The sequence below is a fragment of the Mycobacterium sp. pW045 genome, assembly GCF_041287085.1.
In the GTDB taxonomy this organism is placed as follows: domain Bacteria; phylum Actinomycetota; class Actinomycetes; order Mycobacteriales; family Mycobacteriaceae; genus Mycobacterium; species Mycobacterium algericum_A.
Map to the genome: position 1 here is coordinate 13,316 of NZ_JBGGKU010000013.1, position 19,695 is coordinate 33,010.

Genomic DNA, 19,695 nt, shown 5'->3' on the forward strand with positions numbered 1-19,695 from the left:
CGTGGCGGCCGGGGACACGCACGCTCGCGCAAAGGGGGCGACTTAGCCGCGGAGGACCTTGCCGGCTTTGATGCAGGAGGTGCAGGCGTTGAGGCGCTGCTTGTTGCCGCCGGGACGGGCAGCGTGGACCACCTGGATGTTCGGGTCCCAGCGACGGCTGGTCCGACGATGCGAGTGGGACACCGACTTGCCGAAGCCCGGTCCCTTTCCGCAGATATCGCACACCGCAGCCATATGTGACACTCCTCAAAACGTCTGCTTGAGGGCCAACAACCTCAGAGCGGGTGGCCCGACAACCTGATCAGGATACCCGCCGGGCCGGGCAACACCAAAACGCCCCGCCCCGGCTCTCGACGCGGTGTGAGCTGTGGTGTCGCCCGGAATGATTAGGCTTGCAGCCACCGGAGATGGCGGCAGGAAGGTGCGTGCAGGTGGGCAACCCGGATCGTCGGCTGGATGCGGCCACCCTGCGGGACTGGGCGCACACCGCGGTCGGCGATCTGATCACCCACACCGACGAGATCAACCAGCTCAACGTCTTCCCGGTCGCCGATTCCGACACCGGCACCAACATGCTGTTCACCATGCGTTCGGCGTTGGCCGAGGCCAACACCGAGGCCGCGTCCGGCGAGGTGGCCCGGGTCGCCGCCGCGCTGTCGTCCGGGGCGCTGCACGGGGCCCGCGGTAACTCCGGGGTGATCCTGTCGCAGATCCTGCGCGGCCTGGCCGATGTGACCGCCGCCGACGGCACCGGAGCGGCCGGCGACGTCGACGCCGCGCTGCTCGGCGCCGGCCTGCGGCACGGGGTCGAGTTGGTGATCACCTCGATGGGCGGTCGCGAGGTGCCCGGAACCATCGTCTCGGTGCTGCAGGCCGCGGCGGCCGCCGTCGAACAGTGCGCCGCCCGGGGGGCGGGGTTGGCCGCGGCGGTGACCGACGCCACCGATGCTGCCGCCGCCGCGCTGGAGAAGACCACCGAGCAACTCGACGTGCTGGCCCAGGCCGGCGTCGTCGACGCCGGTGGCCGCGGCCTGCTGGTGTTGCTCGACGCGCTGCGCTCGACGATCACCGGCCAGGCACCCGTGCGGCCGGTTTACCAGCCGTCGCCGCGGCCGCGTTCGGCGGAAGTCGTCAGCGAGCAACCCGCACCGCAGTTCGAGGTGATGTACCTGCTCGGCGAATGCGCGCCCGAAGACACCGAAGCGCTGCGCGAACGGCTGACGCAGCTCGGCGAATCGGTGGCGATCGCGACTTCGGGGGTGGTCGGCGGCTATTCGGTGCACGTTCACACCGACGACGCCGGTGCCGCCGTCGAAGCCGGCCTGGCGTTCGGTCGGCCCCGGCGCATCCAGATCTCGGCGCTGGCCGGGGCCACCGGCCTGGCGCCGGGCAGCTGGGCGCGCGAGCGCGCGGTACTGGCGGTGGTCGACGGCGAGGGCGCCCAGGAGTTGTTCGACGGCGAGGGCGCCTGCGTGCTGCGGCCCGACGCGCACAGCGCCGACCCGACCATGATGGTCACCGCCCAGCAGTTGCTGCGGGCGGTGGTCGACACCGGTGCGGCCCAGGTGATGCTGCTGCCCAACGGCTACGTCGCCGCCGAGGAGTTGGTGGCCGGGTGCACGGCGGCCATCGGCTGGGGCATCGATGTGGTCCCGGTTCCGACCGGGTCGATGGTGCAGGGGTTGTCCGCACTGGCGGTCCACGATCCGGGCCGGCCGGTCGTCGACGACGGCTACACCATGGCCCGGGTGGCCGGTACCACCCGGCACGGCTCGGTGCGTGTCGCCACCGAGCAGGCGCTGACCTGGGCCGGGACCTGCAGTCCCGGCGATGGGCTCGGCATCGCCGGCGACGAGGTGTTGATCGTGGCCGGTGACGTCGGTGGCGCCGCGATCGGCCTGATCGACCTGCTGCTGGCGGCCGGTGGTGAACTCGTCACGGTGCTGATCGGGGCCGAGCGCGACGGCGTGGCGGGCGATGTCGTCGACGTACTGGCCAAGCATGTGCACGACCGACATCCGGGCATCGAATTGGCGGCCTATGTCACCGGGCACCGGGGCGACGTGTTGCTGATCGGGGTCGAGTAGCGATGGTCACGCTGGCTGACCGGCTGGATTTCACCATCGGCGCCGATGCCGCAGAAAAGCTCGAAGATGCATTCGGCATCCGTACCGTCGGCGACCTGCTGCGGCACTATCCGCGCAGCTACGTCGAAGGCACCGGGGTCCGCAGCGCGGCCGACAGCCGCCCCGAAGAAGGCGACCACATCACCATCGTCGACACCATCGGTTCCGCGGTGGTCAGAGACATGCAGCGCCGCAAGGGCAAATACCTCGCCGTCACCGTCGGTAGTGGACGCAACAAGGTCAGTGCGACGTTCTTCAACCCCAAAGGTCTGCGTTGGCGGCTGACGCCCGGCACCCGGGTGATGCTGTCCGGCGAGGTCAAGCTGTACCGGGGCGCGATCCAGCTCACTCATCCGGACTTCCTGGTACTCAAGGAAGCCGACGGCGCAGCCCACGATCGCAACTTCGGCAGCAGTTCGCTGCGCAACATCGCCGACGCATCGCAAAGGGTCAGCGGGCAGATCACCCAGGCGGACTTCGAGCGCAGCTGCTATCCGATCTATCCGGCCACCGCGAAACTGCAGAGCTGGGACATCTTCGCCTGTGTCCGGCAGGTTCTCGCGGTGCTCGATCCGGTCCCCGACCCGCTGCCGGCCGCGGTGCGTACCGAACGTGGTCTGCTCAGCGAAGACGATGCGCTGCGGGCGATCCACCTGTCGGAGAAGGCAGCCGAACGGGACCGTGCCCGCGAGCGGCTGGCCGTCGACGAAGCCTTTGGTTTGCAATGGGCGCTGGCGATGCGCCGGCACAGTGAACTATCCGAATCCGGCTTGCCTGCGCCACGCCGTGCGGACGGGTTGGTTGCAGAACTACTGCGGCGGCTGCCGTTCGAGCTGACGGCCGGACAGCGTGATGTGCTCGACGTATTGCAGGCCGAGCTGGGTCAGACCCGCCCGATGAACCGGCTGCTGCAGGGCGAAGTCGGATCGGGGAAGACGATCGTGGCGCTGCTGGCGATGCTGCAGCTGGTTGATGCCGGCTATCAGTGCGCATTGCTGGCGCCCACCGAAGTGCTTGCCGCCCAACATGTCCGATCGATTCGCGACATGCTCGGACCGCTGGCACTCGCCGGTCAGCTGGGCGGGTCGGACAATGCCACCGCGGTGACGCTGCTCACCGGTTCGATGGCGGCTGCTGCCAAGAAGCAGGCTCGCGCCGAGATCGCGGACGGTCGGGCCGGCATCGTCGTCGGCACCCATGCCCTGCTGGTCGACGCGGTCGAGTTCGCCAAGCTGGGCATGGTGGTCGTCGACGAACAGCACCGGTTCGGCGTCGAGCAGCGAGACCGGTTGCGCGCCAAAGCCCCTGACGGCATCACCCCGCACCTGCTGGTGATGACCGCGACACCGATTCCGCGCACCGTCGCGCTCACCGTCTACGGTGACCTGGAGACCTCCACGTTGCGTGAGCTCCCGCGCGGCCGCCAGCCGATCGTCAGCTCGGTGATCTTCGAGAAGGAGAAGCCGGCCTGGCTGGAGCGGGCCTTTGCGCGGATCCGCGAGGAGGTCGCCGCCGGCCGGCAGGCTTACGTGGTGGCGCCCCGCATCGACGAGTCCGACGACGGCGCCAAGTCCGGCGCGGCCGAGCAGAACGGCCGAACCTCGGCCACCGCGGTGGGCCTGTTCGATCAGCTGCGGGCCGGGCCGCTGTCGGGGTTGCGATTGGGCTTGATGCACGGACGGCTCAGCGGCGACGAGAAGGACGCGGTGATGGCCGCGTTCCGCTCTGGGGCGGTGGACGTGCTGGTGTGCACCACTGTGATCGAGGTCGGCGTCGATGTGCCCAACGCCACCGTCATGCTGATCGCCGATGCCGACTGGTTCGGCATCAGCCAGTTGCACCAGCTGCGCGGCCGGATCGGCCGTGGTGAGCACGCCGGCCTCTGCCTGTTGGTGACCTCCGCCAACCCGACATCCAAAGCCGGCAGACGGTTGTCGGCCGTCGCGGCAACGCTGGACGGGTTCGCACTCGCCGACCTGGACCTACGCGAGCGCGGCGAGGGAGATGTGTTGGGCCGCAACCAGTCTGGTTGGCGCGGCGGCCTGAAACTGCTATCGCTGGCTGATCACGGTGAGCTGATCGAAGCCGCCCGCGACTTCTGCGTGCGGGCCTGGGCTGCCGACCCGTCCGATCCCGGGTTGGCACTGCTGGCCGAGCCTTTCGTGGACATCGACTATCTGGACAAGGCATGAATCCCAGCCGCAAGACCCTGCTGTGGCTGGCCGTGGCGGCGCTGCTAGCCGTCGTCGTCGCCTTGCAGACCGTGTCCGCGGCGAATCATCGCGGTCGTGCCATCGCCGCGCAGGCCGGCATGCCCACCGTGGCGCCCGGCGCCGACGTGTTGGCCGGGATCACGGTGGTGCCGGCGCGCACCCACCGCTACGACTACCGCCGGCCGTTGTTCGGCGACGCCTGGGACGACGACAACGACGCCCCCGGTGGGCGCAACGGCTGCGACACCCGCAACGACATCCTCAACCGCGACCTGGTCGACATCACCCACGTCTCGACGAAACGCTGCGCGGCCGCGGTGGCGACCGGGACCCTGCACGATCCCTACACCAACGCCACGATCGCCTTCACCCGCGGCGCCAAGATCGGTGAGGCGGTGCAGATCGACCACATCGTGCCGCTGGCCTATGCCTGGGACATGGGTGCTGCGGCATGGCCGTACCGGCAGCGGCTGCGTTTCGCCAACGACCCTGCCAACCTGCTGGCGGTCGCCGGGCAGGCCAACCAGGACAAGGGCGATGCCGGGCCGGGGCAGTGGATGCCGCCGAACAAATCGTTCGCCTGCCAGTACGCCGTCGCTTACATCGCCGTGCTGCGTGGCTACGCGTTGCGCCTTGACCAGCCGTCGGCCGACGCGCTGCGCGAAGCGGCGGCCAGCTGTCCGGCCGGATAGAGCTGCGATGCCGAGACAAGCCGGGACGGGCGGGATCAGACTCCGGTGTAGGTGAGCGGGTCTTCGCGGAAGCGGGTGCCGTCGTCGAGCCCGTTGAGGCTGGCCATGTGTTCGTCGGCCAGCTCAAAGCCGAAGACGTCGAGGTTGGCCGCGATGCGTTCGGGCTGGGACGACCGCGGGATGACCACGTTGCCCAGCTGCAGGCTCCAGCGGATCAGCACCTGCGCCGGGGTCTTGGCGTACTCGCCGGCGATCGCGGTCACCGCCGGATGGTCGAGCAATCGGGCCACGCCCAGCGGGCTGTAGGCCTCCGTGACGATGCCGCGCTCGGCGTGGACGGCCCGCAGTTGGGCCTGGTTGAGCAGCGGGTGCAGCTCGATCTGGTTGACCGCCGGCGTCTCGAACGCCAAATCGATGACGTCGTCGAGGTGCGCGGGGGTGAAGTTGCACACCCCGATCGAACGGGTCAGGCCCTGCTCCCGGGCCTGGATCAGGCCGCCGAAGCTGTCGACGTACATGCCCAGGGCGGGGGCCGGCCAGTGGATCAGGTACAGGTCCACATAGTCCAGTCCGAGCCGCTCCAGGCTGGCTTGGCAGGCCTGCATGGCGGCGGTCAGCCCCTGGTCGGCGTTGGCCAGCTTGGTGGTGACGAACAGTTCCTCGCGCGGGACGCCCGACGCGGCGATCGCCCGGCCCACCGCGGCCTCGTTGCCGTACACCTTGGCGGTGTCGATCAACCGGCAGCCCGACTCGAGCGCGGCCCCGACCGCGCGCTCGGTCTCGGCGTCCGACAATTCGGCCACCCCGAGGCCCAGCGTCGGCATGGAATGGCCGTCGTTGAGCGCAACGGTGGGGATCGCAGTTCCCGGCGTCATCTCACCTACCTGTGTAATCGAATGTGCGTGGATCGGGTCCCAGTCGGGCGCGGTCGTCGAGCGAGGATATCGCGGCCATCTCGGCCGCGCCGAGTTCGAAGTCGAAGACTTCGAGGTTGCTGATGATGCGCTCAGGGTTCACCGATTTCGGAATCACGATATTACCGAGCTGAAGATGCCACCGGATGAGCACCTGCGCCGGGGTCCTACCGCAACGCTGCGCGACCTCGGTGACCGCCGGATGCGCCAGCAGCGAGCCGCGTCCCAGCGGCGCCCACGCCTCGGTGGCGATACCCAGGCGGGCGTGCACTTCACGCAGCTCGGGCTGGCTGAATCGCGGGTGGAGTTCGACCTGGTTCACCACCGGCACGATGCCGGTTCCGTCGATGAGCAACTCGAGGTGTTCGCGCTCGAAGTTGCTCACCCCGATCGAGCGGATCCGGCCCTGATCGCGCAGGTGGGCCAGCGCCCGGAAGGTATCGACGAATTTGCCACGTGCTGGAAGCGGCCAATGGATCAGGTAGAGGTCCAGGACGTCCAGGCCGAGCCGGTCCATGCTTTTCTCGAACGCCGTCAGCGTCGAATCGTATCCCTGATCGGCGTTCCACAGTTTGGTGACGAGGTACACCTCGTCGCGTGGCAGCCCCGACGCCGCGACCGCACGACCGACCTCACGCTCGTTGCCGTACAGCGCCGCGGTGTCGATGTGACGGTATCCGGCCGCAAGTGCGGTGCTCACTGCCCGTTCGGTATCGGCGGGCGAAATCTTGTAAACCCCGAAACCGACGCGAGGGATCGAATTACCGTCGTTGAGCGTGACCGAGCGCAAGTTACTTCGAACAGCCATGCCACGCAGTCTGCCAGCCGGGACCGGCCCCGGGGCGGCCACGCGATGGGCCGAACAGCTGCAGAGCACCGTGTTCAACGTCGGCATGAAGGTGACGCCGATGCTGCCGATCGGGTTGCAGCGGCTGATGACCGGTGGGCGGTCGGTGACCATCGACGGCAACACGCTGGACCCGACGTTGCGACTGGCGTTGGCCGGGCAGCGCGCGCTGGGCATCAACGGCATCATCGTCGACGACGACGCGGCCGCCTCCCGGGCCCAGATGCGCGAGCTGACCCAGGGGCTCGGCGGGGGCGACATCCACGGCTGCGAGGTTCGTGACATCGCGCTGCCCGGCCCGGCCGGCGACATCGCCGCCCGGCACTACCGGCCGATCGGTGGGCCGGACGGCCCCGAGGCCACCGCCCACCCGCTGCTGGTCTTCTATCACGGCGGCGGATTCGTGGTGGGGGACTTGGATACCCACGACGCGGTATGCCGACTGACCTGCCGCGACGCCGATGTCGCGGTGCTGTCGATCGATTATCGGCTGGCCCCGGAACATCCGGCGCCGGCCGCCCTCGACGACGCCTATGCGGCGTTCCGGTGGGCCTGCGAGCATGCCGCGGAACTGGGCGCGATCCCGGGGCGAATCGCCGTCGGCGGCGACAGTGCCGGTGGCAACCTGGCTGCCGGGGTGGCGTTGCTGGCCCGCGACGACTCCGGTCCGGCGCCGATCCTGCAGTGGCTGATCTACCCGGTGACGGACTCCGCGGCGGTGACCCGCTCGCGCACGCTCTACGGCGATGGTTACCTGCTCACCAAGCACGACATCGACTGGTTCACTGCCCAGTACGTGGGCCGGTCGCAGCTGGAGCCGACCGACCCGCGGGTGTCACCGCTGCTGGCCGGCGACCTGTCCGGGTTACCGCCCGCGCTGATCACGGTCGCCGGCTTCGACCCGCTGCGCGACGAGGGTGAACTGTTCGCCGCGGCCCTGCGCGACGCCGGGGTCGTGGTCGATCTGCGACGGATGCGGTCGTTGACGCACGGATTCATCAATCTGTTCGGCCTGGGCGGCGGCAGCGCCACCGCGACGGCCGCGTTGATCTCGGCGCTGCGCGCCCACCTCAGCCGCAGCTGAGCCGCCGGGCCCGCGCCGGTACGCTGAACCGCAAAACCGACCACCGAACACGAGGATCAACCGACTGTGGCCAGCAAACCCAAACGCCCCGGCGCCTCCGGCTTGAAGGCCGGCGATCACAAACGCAACCTTGCCATGCAGATCGGGCTCATCGCCATCGTGGTGGTGTTCGCGGTGGGGCTGATCGGCTACATCGTGGTGTCCAACAGCCACAAGAAGGGCGCCGGGGCCGGTGAAGCGGTCCGGGTGACCTCGAGCAAGCTGGTCACCAAGGACGGCACCGACGAGCCCAAAGCGGTGCTGACGTTCTACGAGGACTTCCTCTGTCCGGCCTGCGGCAACCTCGAACGGGTGCTCGGCCCGACAGTGTCCCGGCTGATCGACAGCGGGGCGATCGCAGCCGACTACCACATGGTCGCGATCCTGGACCGGCCGCAGAACGACAATTACTCCTCGCGGGCGGGGGCCGCGGCCTACTGCGTCGCCGACGAGAACATCGACGCGTTCCGCCGGTTCCACACCGCGCTCTTCACCGCCGAACTGCAGCCCTCCGAGATCGGCACGGAATTTCCCGACGACAAACGGCTGATCGAGCTGGCCCGCCAAGCCGGCGCCGCCGGCAGCGTTCCGGCCTGCATCAACAGCGGCAAGTACCTCAAGATGGTGGGCGGCATGGCCCAGTCCGCCGGCATTCACGCCACCCCGACGCTACGCATCAACGGCGAGGATTACCGCCCGTCGACCCCGGAAGCCCTGGTCTCGAAGATCCGCGAGATCGTCGGCGACCTGCCGGGTATGGACGTGCCGGCCCAGGAGTCGTGAGCATCGCCGCTCCGACGGAATCACCCGCGCCGCCGGCACCGGGGACGCAGTCGGCGCTGTCCACGGCCTGGCTGACGCTGATCGCCGGGGTCATCGGGTTGGCCGCCTCGGTCACGCTGACCGTGGAGAAAATCCGGCTGCTCACCGATGCCGCCTATGTGCCCTCGTGCAATCTCAACCCGGTGTTGTCGTGCGGACCGGTGATGGCCACTCCGCAGGCATCGGTGGTGGGCTTTCCGAACCCGCTGTTGGGCATCGTGGCGTTCACCGTCGTGGTGGTCACCGGTGTGCTGGCGGTGACGAAAGTGCCGCTACCGCACTGGTATTGGGTCGGTCTGGCGATCGGGACGCTGGGCGGTGCCGGCTTCGTGCACTGGCTGATCTTCCAGAGTCTGTATCGAATCGGCGCGCTGTGCCCCTACTGCATGGTGGTCTGGGCTGTCACCATGCTGCTGCTGGTGACCTTCGCAGCCTTGGCATTGCAGTCCGGTCGCATACACAAAAGTTTGCAGCTTTTGCTCCGGTGGCGGTGGACGTTGATTGCATTATGGTTTATCGGGTTATTCCTGTTGGTATTCATCAGATTTCAGGGTTACTGGTTGACGTTGGTTTAAGGGGTGCGGTGTGATCTCCAAAGTGCTGGTCGCCAACCGTGGAGAGATCGCGATCCGCGCGTTTCGTGCCGCTTATGAGCTGGGGATCGAGACGGTCGCGGTCTATGCCTACGAGGACCGTAATTCGGTGCATCGCCTCAAAGCTGATGAGTCGTATCAGATCGGTGAGCCGGGCCATCCGGTGCGCGCCTACCTGTCGGTGGAGGAGATCGTTGCCACCGCGAAGCGGTGTGGGGCTGATGCGGTTTATCCCGGGTATGGCTTTTTAGCGGAGAACCCGCGGCTGGCGCAGGCCTGTGCAGATGCCGGGATCGCCTTTGTCGGGCCGAGTGCGGCGGTGCTGGAGCTGGCCGGCAACAAGTCCCATGCGGTGGCCGCGGCGCGTGAGGCGGGGTTGCCGGTGCTGGCGTCCTCGGAGCCGTCATGTTCGGTCGAGGAGTTGGTCGCGGCGGCAGCCGATATGTCGTTTCCGGTGTTCGTCAAGGCGGTTGCCGGCGGGGGCGGTCGCGGGATGCGCCGGGTCGCCGACGGTGATGGGCTGGCCGAGGCGGTCGAGGCGGCCAGTCGGGAGGCCGAGTCGGCGTTTGGGGATGCCACGGTGTATCTGGAGCAGGCGGTGATCAACCCGCGTCACATCGAGGTGCAGATCTTGGCTGATACTCACGGCAATGTGGTGCACCTGTTTGAGCGGGACTGCAGTGTGCAGCGCCGGCATCAGAAGGTTGTCGAGTTGGCGCCGGCGCCGAACCTGGATCCGGGATTGCGGGACAAGATTTGTGCTGATGCGGTCGCCTTCGCCCGTCACATCGGCTACAGCTGCGCGGGCACGGTGGAGTTTTTGCTTGATGAGCGTGGCCATTATGTGTTCATCGAGATGAATCCGCGGATCCAGGTGGAGCACACGGTCACCGAGGAGATCACTGATGTGGATCTGGTCTCGGCTCAGCTGCGGGTCGCCGCCGGGGAGACCCTTGACGACCTGGGCCTGCGCCAAGACGACATCGTCCCGCACGGCGCGGCGCTGCAGTGCCGGATCACGACCGAGGACCCGGCGAACGGGTTTCGGCCCGACACCGGGAGGGTCACCGCCTACCGCAGCCCGGGTGGTGCGGGTATCCGGCTCGACGGTGGTACCCACCTGGGCGCGGAGATCAGCCCGCATTTCGACTCGATGCTGGTCAAATTGACCTGCCGGGGCCGGGATTTTGCGACTGCGGTGAACCGGGCACGCCGGGCGATCGCCGAGTTCCGGATCCGGGGGGTCTCGACGAACATCCCGTTTTTGCAGGCGGTGCTCGACGATGCGGACTTCCGGGCCGGCAAGATCACCACGTCGTTCATCGATGAGCGCCCGCAACTGTTGACCTCACACGCCTCGGCTGACCGCGGCACCAAGATCTTGACCTACCTGGCTGATGTCACCGTCAACCAGCCCCACGGTGCGCGGCCCTCGGCGGTCTACCCGCGCGACAAGCTGCCCGAGATCGACTTGTCGAGCACCCCGCCGCCGGGATCCAAACAGCGGCTGATGACGCTGGGGCCCGAGGGGTTTGCCCGCTGGTTGCGGGAGTCGCCGGCCGTCGCGGTCACCGAGACGACGTTTCGCGACGCGCACCAGTCGCTGTTGGCCACCCGGTTGCGCACCAAAGGCCTGCTCAATGTGGCGCCCTATATCGCCCGGACCACCCCGCAACTGCTGTCAATGGAGTGCTGGGGTGGGGCGACCTACGATGTGGCGCTGCGCTTTTTGAAAGAGGACCCGTGGGAGCGGCTGGCCGTGCTGCGCGAAGCACTGCCCAACATCTGCCTGCAGATGCTGCTGCGGGGCCGCAACACCGTCGGCTACACCCCCTACCCGGAACTGGTGTGCTCGGCGTTCGTGGCAGAGGCCACCGCAACCGGCATTGACATCTTCCGGATCTTCGATGCGCTCAACAATGTCGATTCGATGCGCCCGGCGATCGAGGCGGTGCGCGAAACCGGCAGCGCGGTCGCCGAAGTCGCCATGTGCTACACCGGTGACCTGACCAACCCGGCCGAGAATCTCTACACCCTGGACTACTACCTCAGGCTCGCCGAGCAGATCGTCGAGGCCGGCGCACACGTGCTGGCCATCAAGGACATGGCCGGGCTGCTGCGGCCCGCGGCGGCCACCACGCTGGTCGCTGCGCTGCGCACCCGCTTCGACCTGCCGATCCACGTGCACACCCACGACACCCCGGGTGGGCAGTTGGCCACCTACGAAGCGGCCTGGCATGCCGGCGCCGACGCCGTCGACGGGGCGGCCGCACCGCTGGCCGGCACCACCAGCCAGCCCGCGCTGAGCTCGATCGTGGCTGCGGCGGCCAACACCGACTACGACACCGGCCTGTCCCTGTCGGCGGTGTGCGACCTGGAGCCCTATTGGGAAGGGGTGCGAAAGGTTTATGCGCCGTTTGAATCCGGTCTGGCAGGACCGACCGGTCGGGTCTACCGCCACGAGATCCCGGGCGGTCAGCTGTCCAACCTGCACCAGCAGGCCAAGGCGCTGGGACTGGCCGACCGGTTCGAAGAGATCGAAGCCAACTACGCCGGAGCCGATGCGGTGCTGGGCCGGCTGATCAAGGTCACCCCGAGCTCCAAGGTGGTCGGGGATCTGGCCCTGGCCCTAGTCGGCGCCGGCATCACCGCGCAAGACTTCGCCGCCGACCCCGCACGCGTGGACATCCCCGACTCGGTGATCGGTTTCCTGCGCGGGGAACTCGGCGAGCCGGCCGGCGGCTGGCCCGAACCGTTGCGCACCACGGCCTTAGCCGGACGAGGGCCAGCACGCGAGGTGCAGACACTATCCACCGACGACGAGGCCGCCCTGGCGCTGACCGGACCCAAGCGCCAAGCCACCCTCAACCGGCTGCTGTTCCCCGGACCCACCAAGGAATTCGAGGAACACCGCGACCTCTACGGCGACACCTCACAACTGTCGGCCAACCAGTTCTTCTACGGGCTGCGGCAAGGCGAAGAGCACCGGGTCCGCCTCGAGCGCGGCGTGGAACTGCTGATCGGCCTAGAAGCCATCTCCGAGCCCGACGAACGCGGCATGCGCACCGTGATGTGCATCATCAACGGCCAGCTGCGGCCGGTCGAGGTACGCGACCGCAGTGTGGCCAGCCAGGCACCGGTCGCCGAAAAGGCCGACCGCACCAAACCCGGCCACATCGCCGCACCGTTCGCCGGCGTCGTCACCATCGGGGTGACCGACGGTGAACAGGTCAGCGCCGGGCAGACCGTGGCCACCATCGAAGCGATGAAGATGGAAGCCGCCATCACCGCGCCGGCCGATGGCACCGTGCAGCGGGTAGCAGTCGCCCAGACCGCCCAAGTCGAAGGCGGTGACCTGCTGGTGGTGCTGAGCTGACCCGCATCATCGGCGGCACCGCAGGCGGACGACGCATCACCGTGCCGCCGCGCGGCACCCGGCCGACCACCGACCGGGTACGCGAGGCACTGTTCAACGTGCTGGCCGCCCGGTTGGACCTGACCGAGATGGCAGTGCTGGATTTGTATGCCGGGTCGGGGGCGCTGGGCTTGGAGGCACTGTCGCGGGGCGCGGCCACGGCGCTGTTCGTCGAATCGGACCGTCGCGCCGCCGAGGTGCTGGCCGCCAACATCGCCGCACTGGGTTTGTCCGGTGCGACGCTGCGGCGCGGCACGGTGGCCGCGGTGCTGACCGCCGGCACTGATCGGCCGATGGATCTGGTGCTGGCCGATCCGCCCTATGAGGTTTCCGCCGCCGACATCGATGCGCTTCCGGGTCTCTTGGTCGCCGGCGGGTGGGCCGGTCCGGGCACCGTCGTGGTGATCGAGCGCGCCGCCACGAGCCCGGCCGTGGCATGGCCGGACGGATGGGAGGTGTGGCCGGATCGCCGGTACGGCGACACCCGGTTGGAGCTGGCCGAGCTGGGCTGACCTGACGACTTCAGGCGCTGGACGTAAGGCCGTCACGTTCGTTGCTCAGGTTCACGCGTGCCCGTGTTTCCCACTGCGCGTGGGCGTACGGCGTCCGGTATATAGCGGGTCCGTTGAGCAATGCGCGCAAGACATTTGCGCGCCCGGCCCGAAAGGTCTCATCCAGAACGTGGGCGTACTCGGCGCGGACCGCGGCGGTGTAGGCCGCGTATCGGTCCGGTGGTGCGGCGAGGATCGCCAAGTCGGCATCGGAGAGGACTTCACCGTTGCGATCGCCGGGCGCAGGGGCATGAGAAGCGGTGAGCCGCACCAAGCGAGAAACTTCGCGGACCAAGACAGGCGCTAGCCCGAGGGCATCGAGGTCGGATTCGGCGCGGCGCGCGCTGTTTTCCTCGTCATCGGGCCGGCCGCGGTAAACGACGTCGTGGTACCAGGCTGCAAGTCGTACCGCATCGGGGTCATCCGCGTGTGCGGCGAGTTCGTCGACGCGGAGCAGTACCTCACGAAGGTGGGCAGTGTTGTGGTATCGCCGATGTGGCTCGCCCCAAGACGTCAACAGCGCCTGCCCGATCTCCGCCGTTTCGGTTGCAGCGCTGTGCTTCTGGATGAGTGTTTGCCAAGTGGCCAGCAGATCCGCAAACTCTTCCGGTGGAATCACTCGTCGGTATAGAGAGCGAGTTGGTCGAAGGCCACGAATGCGGTCCTCGTCGGATCGTCCACGGGGTGGACTTGGACGCTGAGCGTGACGTTAGGGGTGTCATCAACCGCAATCACATCCGTGACGCCCGCTGGCAGATCGGCGTCTATGCCAGCATCATCTGTAGGGTAGGCCGCCAGTAAGCGCAGTTTCTTACCTCGCAAGCCGGTTGTATCGTAGCGAAACTGTCGGAACTGTCCCTTAGGGCCTGAAACCTGATCTGATCGGCTCATCCCCTGATTATCCCTCATCGATGCTCGGAGAGGGTGGTGAGGAACGCATGGTAAACGGCGTCACTGAGATCGACGATGTCGCCACGGAGTTTTGTAAGACATCTCGCCTCGATGAACAAGCTATGCAGGATCAAAAGACCTCGCGCACTTTCCCTGCCTGCGAGGTAGGTGCTCTGTTGTGCCCAAACCTGCAGCCCGCCGGTGTCGAAATATCCGCTGCTGCGTAGCGCGATGCTGCCCGGCACCGGGAGAGGTAAGTCTCGAGTGTTGATGCCATGGGCATGGAGATCGCGTAGAGCGCAGTCAGCGTTATCGCGGACTGCATCGAGCGGGGGAACACCGGTGAAGGCACAGGCGCTGATCGTTTCGCAACCTACACCTCCGCCGCTGTCTCGCGGCAGATTGCACACTGCGATTCGTGCAGGCTGCACACTTTCGCCATCCAGGCGCGCAAGAAGCCAACCGGCCGGCAGTCCCAATTTCGCCAACCACTCCGGCGACTCCTTACCGGGAACTGGGCTGAAATCGTTCACGTCGCGGGCCACCACATCCGCCAGCGACGACACCGCCACTAACCGCGCCCATTCGTCGGAAGAATCCGGTGTTTCAGTGGTCATCGGGCGAATGGGTGTGCAAGCTTGGGTAACTGGGTCAAGATCCACGCTCCGACCGCCCCGGCCCCGGCGAGCACGCCTCCCTTTGCAAGGTCACCGGAGGCTGGAGGATGCGGTGGCGGGATCGTCATCGGCGGGGCCGGCGGCTGCGGCATCGCCGGGGGTTCCGGCAAATCTGAACCAAAAATCGGTGCGGGTCCTGGAGGCGCGGTTTGAAATCCCGGAGGTGAAGGATCCTGCAGCCAAGGCGGGAGCGGAGGATGGTCAAGCACCGGCGGTGACACTGCAACCGGCGGATGATCAGCAACAGGCGGTGGAACGGCAATCGGAGGATGGTCGCCGATGGGCGGCAGAACGGGCGGCGAGTTAATCACCGGCGCACCGCCCGGCCCGGAACCGCCCGTCGCGGGCGGGCGTATGGGCGGTAACGGCGGCGGATGCTCCGGATCAACCCCGGCCGCCTCGTTGACGCTGGCCCGGCTGCGGGTCGAGCTTTCGATGATCGAGTCGTAAAGATCGTTGCCAGAGAGGCCTCTTGCCTTCCGCTGCGCCACGATGTCGTCCCACGTGTAGTTGGGATTTTTCTCCGTGATTTCGGTGGCCTTCTCACGGTTACTCATCAGGTCGCGAACCCAGCTTCGCAGCGAATTACGTTGGTCGAACATAATCCTCGCCCGCTCTTCGGGACTCAACCCTTGTCTGATGAGCTGCTCGTTGAGGTCGCGCATCCGCAACTCTCCCTGTGCGTAAACAGCACGGGCCTCCTCCCCAGACAACGACCCAGGGTTGTAGTCGGGAAGCCCGAGCTTGCCTACCGGATCAGGCTCCGACGGCGGTAGATGTGGCGGAGGGGCATCTTTTCGGAACTTGTTGTCCACCAGCTGCACCCCGCGGTTGCGTTGGTCGGAAGCCTTAGGGGATTCGTTGAATCGCAGGTTGCCGAAATCGGCGGTCGCCGTTTCGAGTCGGGAGGTGAGCGCGCTGTCCTCGGCGACGAGGTTGGCGACGCGGTGGCGGATGAAGCTGGCATGCCCTTCCGCTTGGGTCTGGCGTTCGGCAAGTTGTTCTTCCGTGTACACCGGTCGGGTGTCGACGACCCGGTAATGCCCGCTCACCACAAAGCCGTCACGCTCGGCATCGTCGACCGCGTCGAGCACCAGCTGCTTGCTTGCTTCCAAAGTCTGCTTGCCTCGCCGGGTGACGGCTGCGGCATCTCCGTGTGCCCACCCCCAACTGCGTAGCTTCATCACATCGGCGTCAGCCTGGTGGATCGCCCCGTCGGCGCCGGCACCCTCCCATTCGATACCGCCCGGCGTGCGCACTTGCTGGGCTATCTCAGCGAACCCCGACTGTGCTTTCGCCGAAACCTTTTCGCACCAGTCGGCGAATGAGCTCAGGTGGTCGAATGTCGCTGAGCGCACCTCCGGTAGCGTCGGAAACCCCGCAGGCAGCGCACCGAGAGCGGCCATCAGCGTCGTACGAGAACGGTGAACTGTACGGCGGCGTGCTGTTCGTTTGTGGTGTAGTCGCTCGCGGCTTTGGTGTACATCTCCGCGCGAGCCCCCAGGCGACTGGCGGCGATGGCCAAGTCCGCACACGCCTCGGCTTGTGACGCGTTCACCACTGCTGCGTTCGTCTGCCAGGACGACGCGGAGGCTGGCGGCACCGCGGCAGCAGCGGACAACTCGCCGCTCACGGCTTCGCAGCGAAGACCCAGTTGCCGCAGGCCGGCGGCCAGCACTTTCACGCGACGGCCGGGTGTGTCGGCGGGCATAGACGAAATATTAGCGATTCGTTCACGCTCGGGTTTACGTAGCGGGCGGCGTGAGAAGCAAATTGGTACGTCGAGGGACGGGGGTCAGATCGGCTGGTGTGATGGCCCTCGCTGCTGTCGGCGGGTGGGAGGTGTGGCCGGCTCGTCGCTACGGCGACACCCGGTTGGAGCTGGCCGAATGGTCCGGCTGGGACTGCTAGCGTCTTGAGTCATGAGCGGTGCGTTGTGCCCTGGTTCGTTCGACCCGGTGACGCTGGGACACGTCGACATTCTGGAGCGGGCGGCCGCGCAGTTCGATGAGGTGGTGGCCGCGGTGCTGATCAACCCGGCCAAAAAGGGCATGTTCAGCCTGGAGGAGCGCCTCGAGATGATCACCGAAGCCACCGCGCACCTGCCCAATGTGCGCGCGGAGTCGGGCCGGGGGCTGGTGGTCGACTTCGTCCGCGAGCGAGGGCTGACCGCGATCGTCAAGGGCCTGCGCACCGGTACCGACTTCGAGTACGAGCTGCAGATGGCCCAGATGAACAAGCACATCGCCGGGGTGGACACGTTTTTCGTGGCGACCACGCCGCGGTATTCGTTCGTGTCGTCGTCGCTGGCCAAGGAGGTGGCGTCGATGGGCGGCAACGTCTCCGATCTGCTGCCCGAGCCGGTGAACCGGCGACTGGCGGAGAAGCTGGGGCGCTAGCCGTTTACCGCCGAGGTCAGGGTGGGGGTTTGGTGTTGAGGGCCCGTTCGGCGGCGATGGCTTGGGCACGGTTTTGGGCCCGGGTTCGTCGGCGGGTGGGCATCATCAATGTCCGGCCGGGGCAATCGGGTTTCCGGGCGGCCGGTTCGGGGAGCCGGCCGGTGGGTAGGCACAGCGCCGGGAAGAGTAGGCGGCTACCCGGGTAGGTGGTGTAGCTGGCCCCGGTGGGGCTGGTCCACTCGATGGTGCCGTCCGGGTGCTGGCGATCGCGCCAGCCGTGAAATGTCTTGAGCAAGTGATGCTTTCGGCACAACGTCCGCAGATTCGACGGATGCGTGAGCCCGCCGGCGTCATAGGCGACGGCATGATCGATATCGCAGGACTGGGCCGGGCGATCACAACCGGGCCAGCGGCACGTCATATCCCGGCAGCGCACGAACTCATCCAGGGCCGTCGACGGCCGATACCCCGACTCGGGGAGGCTGTCCGGACCAGGATGGCGAACCGGCTTGACGATGGCCCCGGCGGCGATCAACTCCGCCAGTAACGGAGCCGGAATCAGGGGCCCGCCAAGCAGCAGCGCCGGTGGGGCGTTGACCGGCGGATCGGGCTCGGGCACGGGCTGCGTTGGGGCCAACAGATTCTTTGGGTCAACCGGTGGCGGTGGTGGCTCCTCGCCGTTGCGATGGTTGTCGGCGGGCGTCTCGATGCTCTCGGCGTGGGCAACCACGTGGACCACCGGAGCTCCGGTGGGGCGTTTGTGCCCGGTGCGCAGCGGGCAGTCGTCGTTGCCGCACGCACAAGCCAGCGCCTCGGCACCGGCGGCCAACGCTCCCAGTGCATCGGCGCGGCGCTGGGCGATGGTGCGCGGGTCGTCATCACACACGCTGTGAGCCATGGCCAACAGGCGCCGATCGAGTACTTCGGCGTCGTGGGCATACAGCCGGCCCCACATCGGGGTGGTGGCATGGTCGGTGCTGCGCTGCTCGATGACCACGTCGCGGGAGCGCGCATATTGGCGGTAGCGGCGCAGCGCGGCTGGGTCGTGGGCCTCGATGACCGCGTCGATGGCCTGGGCGGTTTTGTCCGCTGACAGCGGCCCGTAGTGCAGGGCATCGAACGCCAGCGCGGTATCGACGGCGGCCAGGGCGCGCGGGTCTTGGATCAAGGTGGTGCGCCAGACGATGCCGGCCACCAGCGCGGTGTTGAGCTGCCCGGCGGCGAACAGGGCGGCAATCTTGGGCAGCCGTTCATCGAGTGCTTGGGCCAGATACATCTGCGACGAGGCTTTGCCGTGGCTGACGTCCATCGCGGCACCGACCTGCGCGGCCACCCCATCCCAGCCGTCGGCGGCCCACCGCGACCGTCCAGGGTCGTCATAACAGCACCGCCCGGTCAATTCGGCGATCGCCGCCAGCCGGCGCGCCGCGGCGGCGGCCTCTGCCTGCGCCCATCCACCGATCGCCGCCACCAAGGCCGCGTCGTCGACCTCGCGCAGCGTGTCGAGGTCGGGCAGGTCCGTGGCATCGAACATATTTTCGATCATACTGAGATTCGCCGACGTCGATGGCCGCCCGCACACATCAGCCGTCGCAGTGTGGATAAGACCCACACTGGGGATAACCAGCCGGCGGGGATCAAGGGCACCGCGGAAGTCGACCGCCTGGTGGCCGCACCGGACCTATCCGGAGTCGCCGACACGAGTGTTTGGTTCGTCCGGCCAAAGCCCCAAACGCTGCGTGGTCGCCTTCGACATCCGGGCGAAACCACTACCGCAGCCCAGCGCCCGCAAAGCGGCCTCGGCCACCGTCCCCGGATGGGCACTCGGGCATGCGCCGTCATCGGAGCGGCGGTTGATGACCGACTCCACCAAGCGGAACGGCAGGTCGTCGGCCTCGCCAGGCCCGTCGTGCTCGGCGATCACCGCGCGGGACAGCTCCCGGTAGTAATCCCGCAACTGAGCCCGACGCCGGCGGAACTCGGCGAAACGCTCGACGCGAATCTCCGGAAGCAGATACAAGGTGCCCAGATTCCAGCGGCCGCCGCACAGTTGGGTGGCGTCGGCGACGACGAGCGTGTGCAGCCGGGGCGCCGCGGGGCCGCCTTCGGACAGCAGCTCGGCGGCCAGCTGCAGCGAGGTGTCGACGGTGCCGGCCAGCAGCGCGTCGAGGATGTCGTCCTTGGCGGCGAAGTGGTGATACAGCGAGGCCTGCTGGATGCCGACGCTCTCGGCGATGCGTCGGGTGGAGGTGGCGGCATAGCCGATGGTGGTGAACAACTCCGCTGCCGCATCGAGGATCTCGTCGCGCGCGCTGTGGCCCGGCCGGCGAGAGGCCACCAGCCGGGGACGGCCGCGTCGATCGGTCTGCACGCTCCTCCGCCCTGCCTTTCTGTCGACTGATAGGAAACCATGTTAGGGTGCCGGATGTCGA

General features: G+C 67.6%; 19 protein-coding genes. 9 read left to right on the plus strand and 10 right to left on the minus strand.

Features of this window, described 5'->3' with window-relative positions:
* Nucleotides 1-42: 42 nt before the first annotated feature.
* Nucleotides 43-234: a 50S ribosomal protein L28 gene (gene rpmB, locus ACAG20_RS18855; RefSeq protein WP_083039039.1), complete on the minus strand. Its 192-nt coding sequence runs from the start codon at nucleotides 232-234 to the stop codon at nucleotides 43-45.
* A 173-nt stretch (nucleotides 235-407) separates the two neighbouring features.
* Here rpmB and ACAG20_RS18860 point away from each other — a divergent pair, with 173 nt between their 5' ends.
* The 3 genes from ACAG20_RS18860 to ACAG20_RS18870 are packed head-to-tail and all read left to right on the plus strand — an operon-like array spanning nucleotide 408 to nucleotide 5,031.
* On the plus strand, nucleotides 408-2,087 hold the full coding sequence (locus ACAG20_RS18860; protein ID WP_370493676.1) for a DAK2 domain-containing protein: 1,680 nt from the start codon (nucleotides 408-410) through the stop codon (nucleotides 2,085-2,087).
* A gap of 2 nt (nucleotides 2,088-2,089) precedes the next feature.
* Nucleotides 2,090-4,318, plus strand: coding sequence for an ATP-dependent DNA helicase RecG (gene recG, locus ACAG20_RS18865; RefSeq protein ID WP_370493677.1), 2,229 nt, complete (start codon nucleotides 2,090-2,092; stop codon nucleotides 4,316-4,318).
* Nucleotides 4,315-5,031, plus strand: a complete 717-nt coding sequence (locus tag ACAG20_RS18870; protein ID WP_370493678.1) for an HNH endonuclease family protein — start codon at nucleotides 4,315-4,317, stop codon at nucleotides 5,029-5,031. The genes recG and ACAG20_RS18870 overlap by 4 nt, the downstream gene beginning before the upstream one ends.
* A gap of 35 nt (nucleotides 5,032-5,066) precedes the next feature.
* Here the strand turns inward: ACAG20_RS18870 and ACAG20_RS18875 are convergent, their stop codons facing one another.
* Both ACAG20_RS18875 and ACAG20_RS18880 read right to left on the minus strand, forming a co-directional pair.
* Nucleotides 5,067-5,906 carry an aldo/keto reductase gene (locus tag ACAG20_RS18875; protein WP_370493679.1) on the minus strand — a complete coding sequence of 280 codons (840 nt, stop codon included), beginning with the start codon at nucleotides 5,904-5,906 and terminating at the stop codon, nucleotides 5,067-5,069.
* 1 nt (nucleotide 5,907) lies between these two features.
* Nucleotides 5,908-6,753: an aldo/keto reductase gene (locus ACAG20_RS18880; protein ID WP_205868903.1), complete on the minus strand. Its 846-nt coding sequence runs from the start codon at nucleotides 6,751-6,753 to the stop codon at nucleotides 5,908-5,910.
* Between ACAG20_RS18880 and ACAG20_RS18885 the strand changes: the two genes are divergently transcribed.
* The 5 genes from ACAG20_RS18885 (at nucleotide 6,752) to rsmD (ending at nucleotide 13,257) form a co-directional block, all read left to right on the plus strand.
* Nucleotides 6,752-7,876: an alpha/beta hydrolase gene (locus tag ACAG20_RS18885; RefSeq protein ID WP_370493680.1), complete on the plus strand. Its 1,125-nt coding sequence runs from the start codon at nucleotides 6,752-6,754 to the stop codon at nucleotides 7,874-7,876. The two genes, ACAG20_RS18880 and ACAG20_RS18885, sit on opposite strands and share 2 nt — an antisense overlap.
* 66 nt (nucleotides 7,877-7,942) lie before the next feature.
* Nucleotides 7,943-8,698, plus strand: a complete 756-nt coding sequence (locus ACAG20_RS18890; RefSeq protein WP_112687424.1) for a DsbA family protein — start codon at nucleotides 7,943-7,945, stop codon at nucleotides 8,696-8,698.
* Between the two features lie 56 nt (nucleotides 8,699-8,754).
* Nucleotides 8,755-9,312 (plus strand): vitamin K epoxide reductase family protein, encoded by a 558-nt coding sequence (locus ACAG20_RS18895; protein WP_370493748.1) that lies wholly within the window; start codon nucleotides 8,755-8,757, stop codon nucleotides 9,310-9,312.
* Between the two features lie 10 nt (nucleotides 9,313-9,322).
* Nucleotides 9,323-12,706 (plus strand): pyruvate carboxylase, encoded by a 3,384-nt coding sequence (locus tag ACAG20_RS18900; protein WP_370493681.1) that lies wholly within the window; start codon nucleotides 9,323-9,325, stop codon nucleotides 12,704-12,706.
* The gene (rsmD, locus tag ACAG20_RS18905) at nucleotides 12,703-13,257 is read left to right on the plus strand and encodes a 16S rRNA (guanine(966)-N(2))-methyltransferase RsmD (RefSeq protein WP_370493749.1); all 555 of its coding nucleotides are present in this window, start codon (nucleotides 12,703-12,705) and stop codon (nucleotides 13,255-13,257) included. The genes ACAG20_RS18900 and rsmD overlap by 4 nt, the downstream gene beginning before the upstream one ends.
* 10 nt (nucleotides 13,258-13,267) lie before the next feature.
* On the opposite strand, the gene ACAG20_RS18910 is transcribed toward rsmD, so the two are convergent.
* The 5 genes from ACAG20_RS18910 to ACAG20_RS18930 are packed head-to-tail and all read right to left on the minus strand — an operon-like array spanning nucleotide 13,268 to nucleotide 16,575.
* The gene (locus ACAG20_RS18910; protein ID WP_370493682.1) at nucleotides 13,268-13,915 is read right to left on the minus strand and encodes a metal-dependent phosphohydrolase; all 648 of its coding nucleotides are present in this window, start codon (nucleotides 13,913-13,915) and stop codon (nucleotides 13,268-13,270) included.
* Nucleotides 13,912-14,187 (minus strand): hypothetical protein, encoded by a 276-nt coding sequence (locus ACAG20_RS18915; protein ID WP_133258957.1) that lies wholly within the window; start codon nucleotides 14,185-14,187, stop codon nucleotides 13,912-13,914. Before ACAG20_RS18915 ends, ACAG20_RS18910 begins: the two co-directional genes overlap by 4 nt.
* A 14-nt stretch (nucleotides 14,188-14,201) precedes the next feature.
* Nucleotides 14,202-14,804: a hypothetical protein gene (locus tag ACAG20_RS18920; protein ID WP_370493683.1), complete on the minus strand. Its 603-nt coding sequence runs from the start codon at nucleotides 14,802-14,804 to the stop codon at nucleotides 14,202-14,204.
* The gene (locus ACAG20_RS18925; RefSeq protein WP_370493684.1) at nucleotides 14,801-16,270 is read right to left on the minus strand and encodes a hypothetical protein; all 1,470 of its coding nucleotides are present in this window, start codon (nucleotides 16,268-16,270) and stop codon (nucleotides 14,801-14,803) included. Before ACAG20_RS18925 ends, ACAG20_RS18920 begins: the two co-directional genes overlap by 4 nt.
* Complete coding sequence (locus ACAG20_RS18930) at nucleotides 16,270-16,575, minus strand: hypothetical protein (RefSeq protein WP_370493685.1); 306 nt, start codon at nucleotides 16,573-16,575, stop codon at nucleotides 16,270-16,272. Before ACAG20_RS18930 ends, ACAG20_RS18925 begins: the two co-directional genes overlap by 1 nt.
* A 211-nt stretch (nucleotides 16,576-16,786) precedes the next feature.
* Here ACAG20_RS18930 and coaD point away from each other — a divergent pair, with 211 nt between their 5' ends.
* Nucleotides 16,787-17,263 carry a pantetheine-phosphate adenylyltransferase gene (coaD, locus tag ACAG20_RS18935; protein ID WP_112687410.1) on the plus strand — a complete coding sequence of 159 codons (477 nt, stop codon included), beginning with the start codon at nucleotides 16,787-16,789 and terminating at the stop codon, nucleotides 17,261-17,263.
* Between the two features lie 16 nt (nucleotides 17,264-17,279).
* Here coaD and ACAG20_RS18940 read toward each other — a convergent pair whose 3' ends face one another.
* Together ACAG20_RS18940 and ACAG20_RS18945 are read right to left on the minus strand one after the other, a co-directional pair.
* Nucleotides 17,280-18,797, minus strand: a complete 1,518-nt coding sequence (locus tag ACAG20_RS18940) for a DUF222 domain-containing protein (protein ID WP_370493686.1) — start codon at nucleotides 18,795-18,797, stop codon at nucleotides 17,280-17,282.
* A gap of 147 nt (nucleotides 18,798-18,944) precedes the next feature.
* Complete coding sequence (locus tag ACAG20_RS18945; protein ID WP_370493687.1) at nucleotides 18,945-19,634, minus strand: TetR/AcrR family transcriptional regulator; 690 nt, start codon at nucleotides 19,632-19,634, stop codon at nucleotides 18,945-18,947.
* Between the last annotated feature and the right edge of the window lie 61 nt (nucleotides 19,635-19,695).

Bases quoted from the DNA above. Each gene is read 5' to 3' on its own strand.
- recG (WP_370493677.1), top strand. From the start codon at position 2,090: ATGGTCACGCTGGCTGACCGGCTGGATTTCACCATCGGCGCCGATGCC.
- rpmB (WP_083039039.1), bottom strand. From the start codon at position 234: ATGGCTGCGGTGTGCGATATCTGCGGAAAGGGACCGGGCTTCGGCAAG.
- coaD (WP_112687410.1), top strand. From the start codon at position 16,787: ATGAGCGGTGCGTTGTGCCCTGGTTCGTTCGACCCGGTGACGCTGGGA.
- ACAG20_RS18880 (WP_205868903.1), bottom strand. From the start codon at position 6,753: ATGGCTGTTCGAAGTAACTTGCGCTCGGTCACGCTCAACGACGGTAAT.
- ACAG20_RS18860 (WP_370493676.1), top strand. From the start codon at position 408: ATGGCGGCAGGAAGGTGCGTGCAGGTGGGCAACCCGGATCGTCGGCTG.
- ACAG20_RS18940 (WP_370493686.1), bottom strand. From the start codon at position 18,797: ATGTTCGATGCCACGGACCTGCCCGACCTCGACACGCTGCGCGAGGTC.
- ACAG20_RS18920 (WP_370493683.1), bottom strand. From the start codon at position 14,804: ATGACCACTGAAACACCGGATTCTTCCGACGAATGGGCGCGGTTAGTG.
- ACAG20_RS18925 (WP_370493684.1), bottom strand. From the start codon at position 16,270: ATGGCCGCTCTCGGTGCGCTGCCTGCGGGGTTTCCGACGCTACCGGAG.
- ACAG20_RS18885 (WP_370493680.1), top strand. From the start codon at position 6,752: ATGCCACGCAGTCTGCCAGCCGGGACCGGCCCCGGGGCGGCCACGCGA.
- ACAG20_RS18915 (WP_133258957.1), bottom strand. From the start codon at position 14,187: ATGAGCCGATCAGATCAGGTTTCAGGCCCTAAGGGACAGTTCCGACAG.
- ACAG20_RS18875 (WP_370493679.1), bottom strand. From the start codon at position 5,906: ATGACGCCGGGAACTGCGATCCCCACCGTTGCGCTCAACGACGGCCAT.
- ACAG20_RS18870 (WP_370493678.1), top strand. From the start codon at position 4,315: ATGAATCCCAGCCGCAAGACCCTGCTGTGGCTGGCCGTGGCGGCGCTG.
- ACAG20_RS18930 (WP_370493685.1), bottom strand. From the start codon at position 16,575: ATGCCCGCCGACACACCCGGCCGTCGCGTGAAAGTGCTGGCCGCCGGC.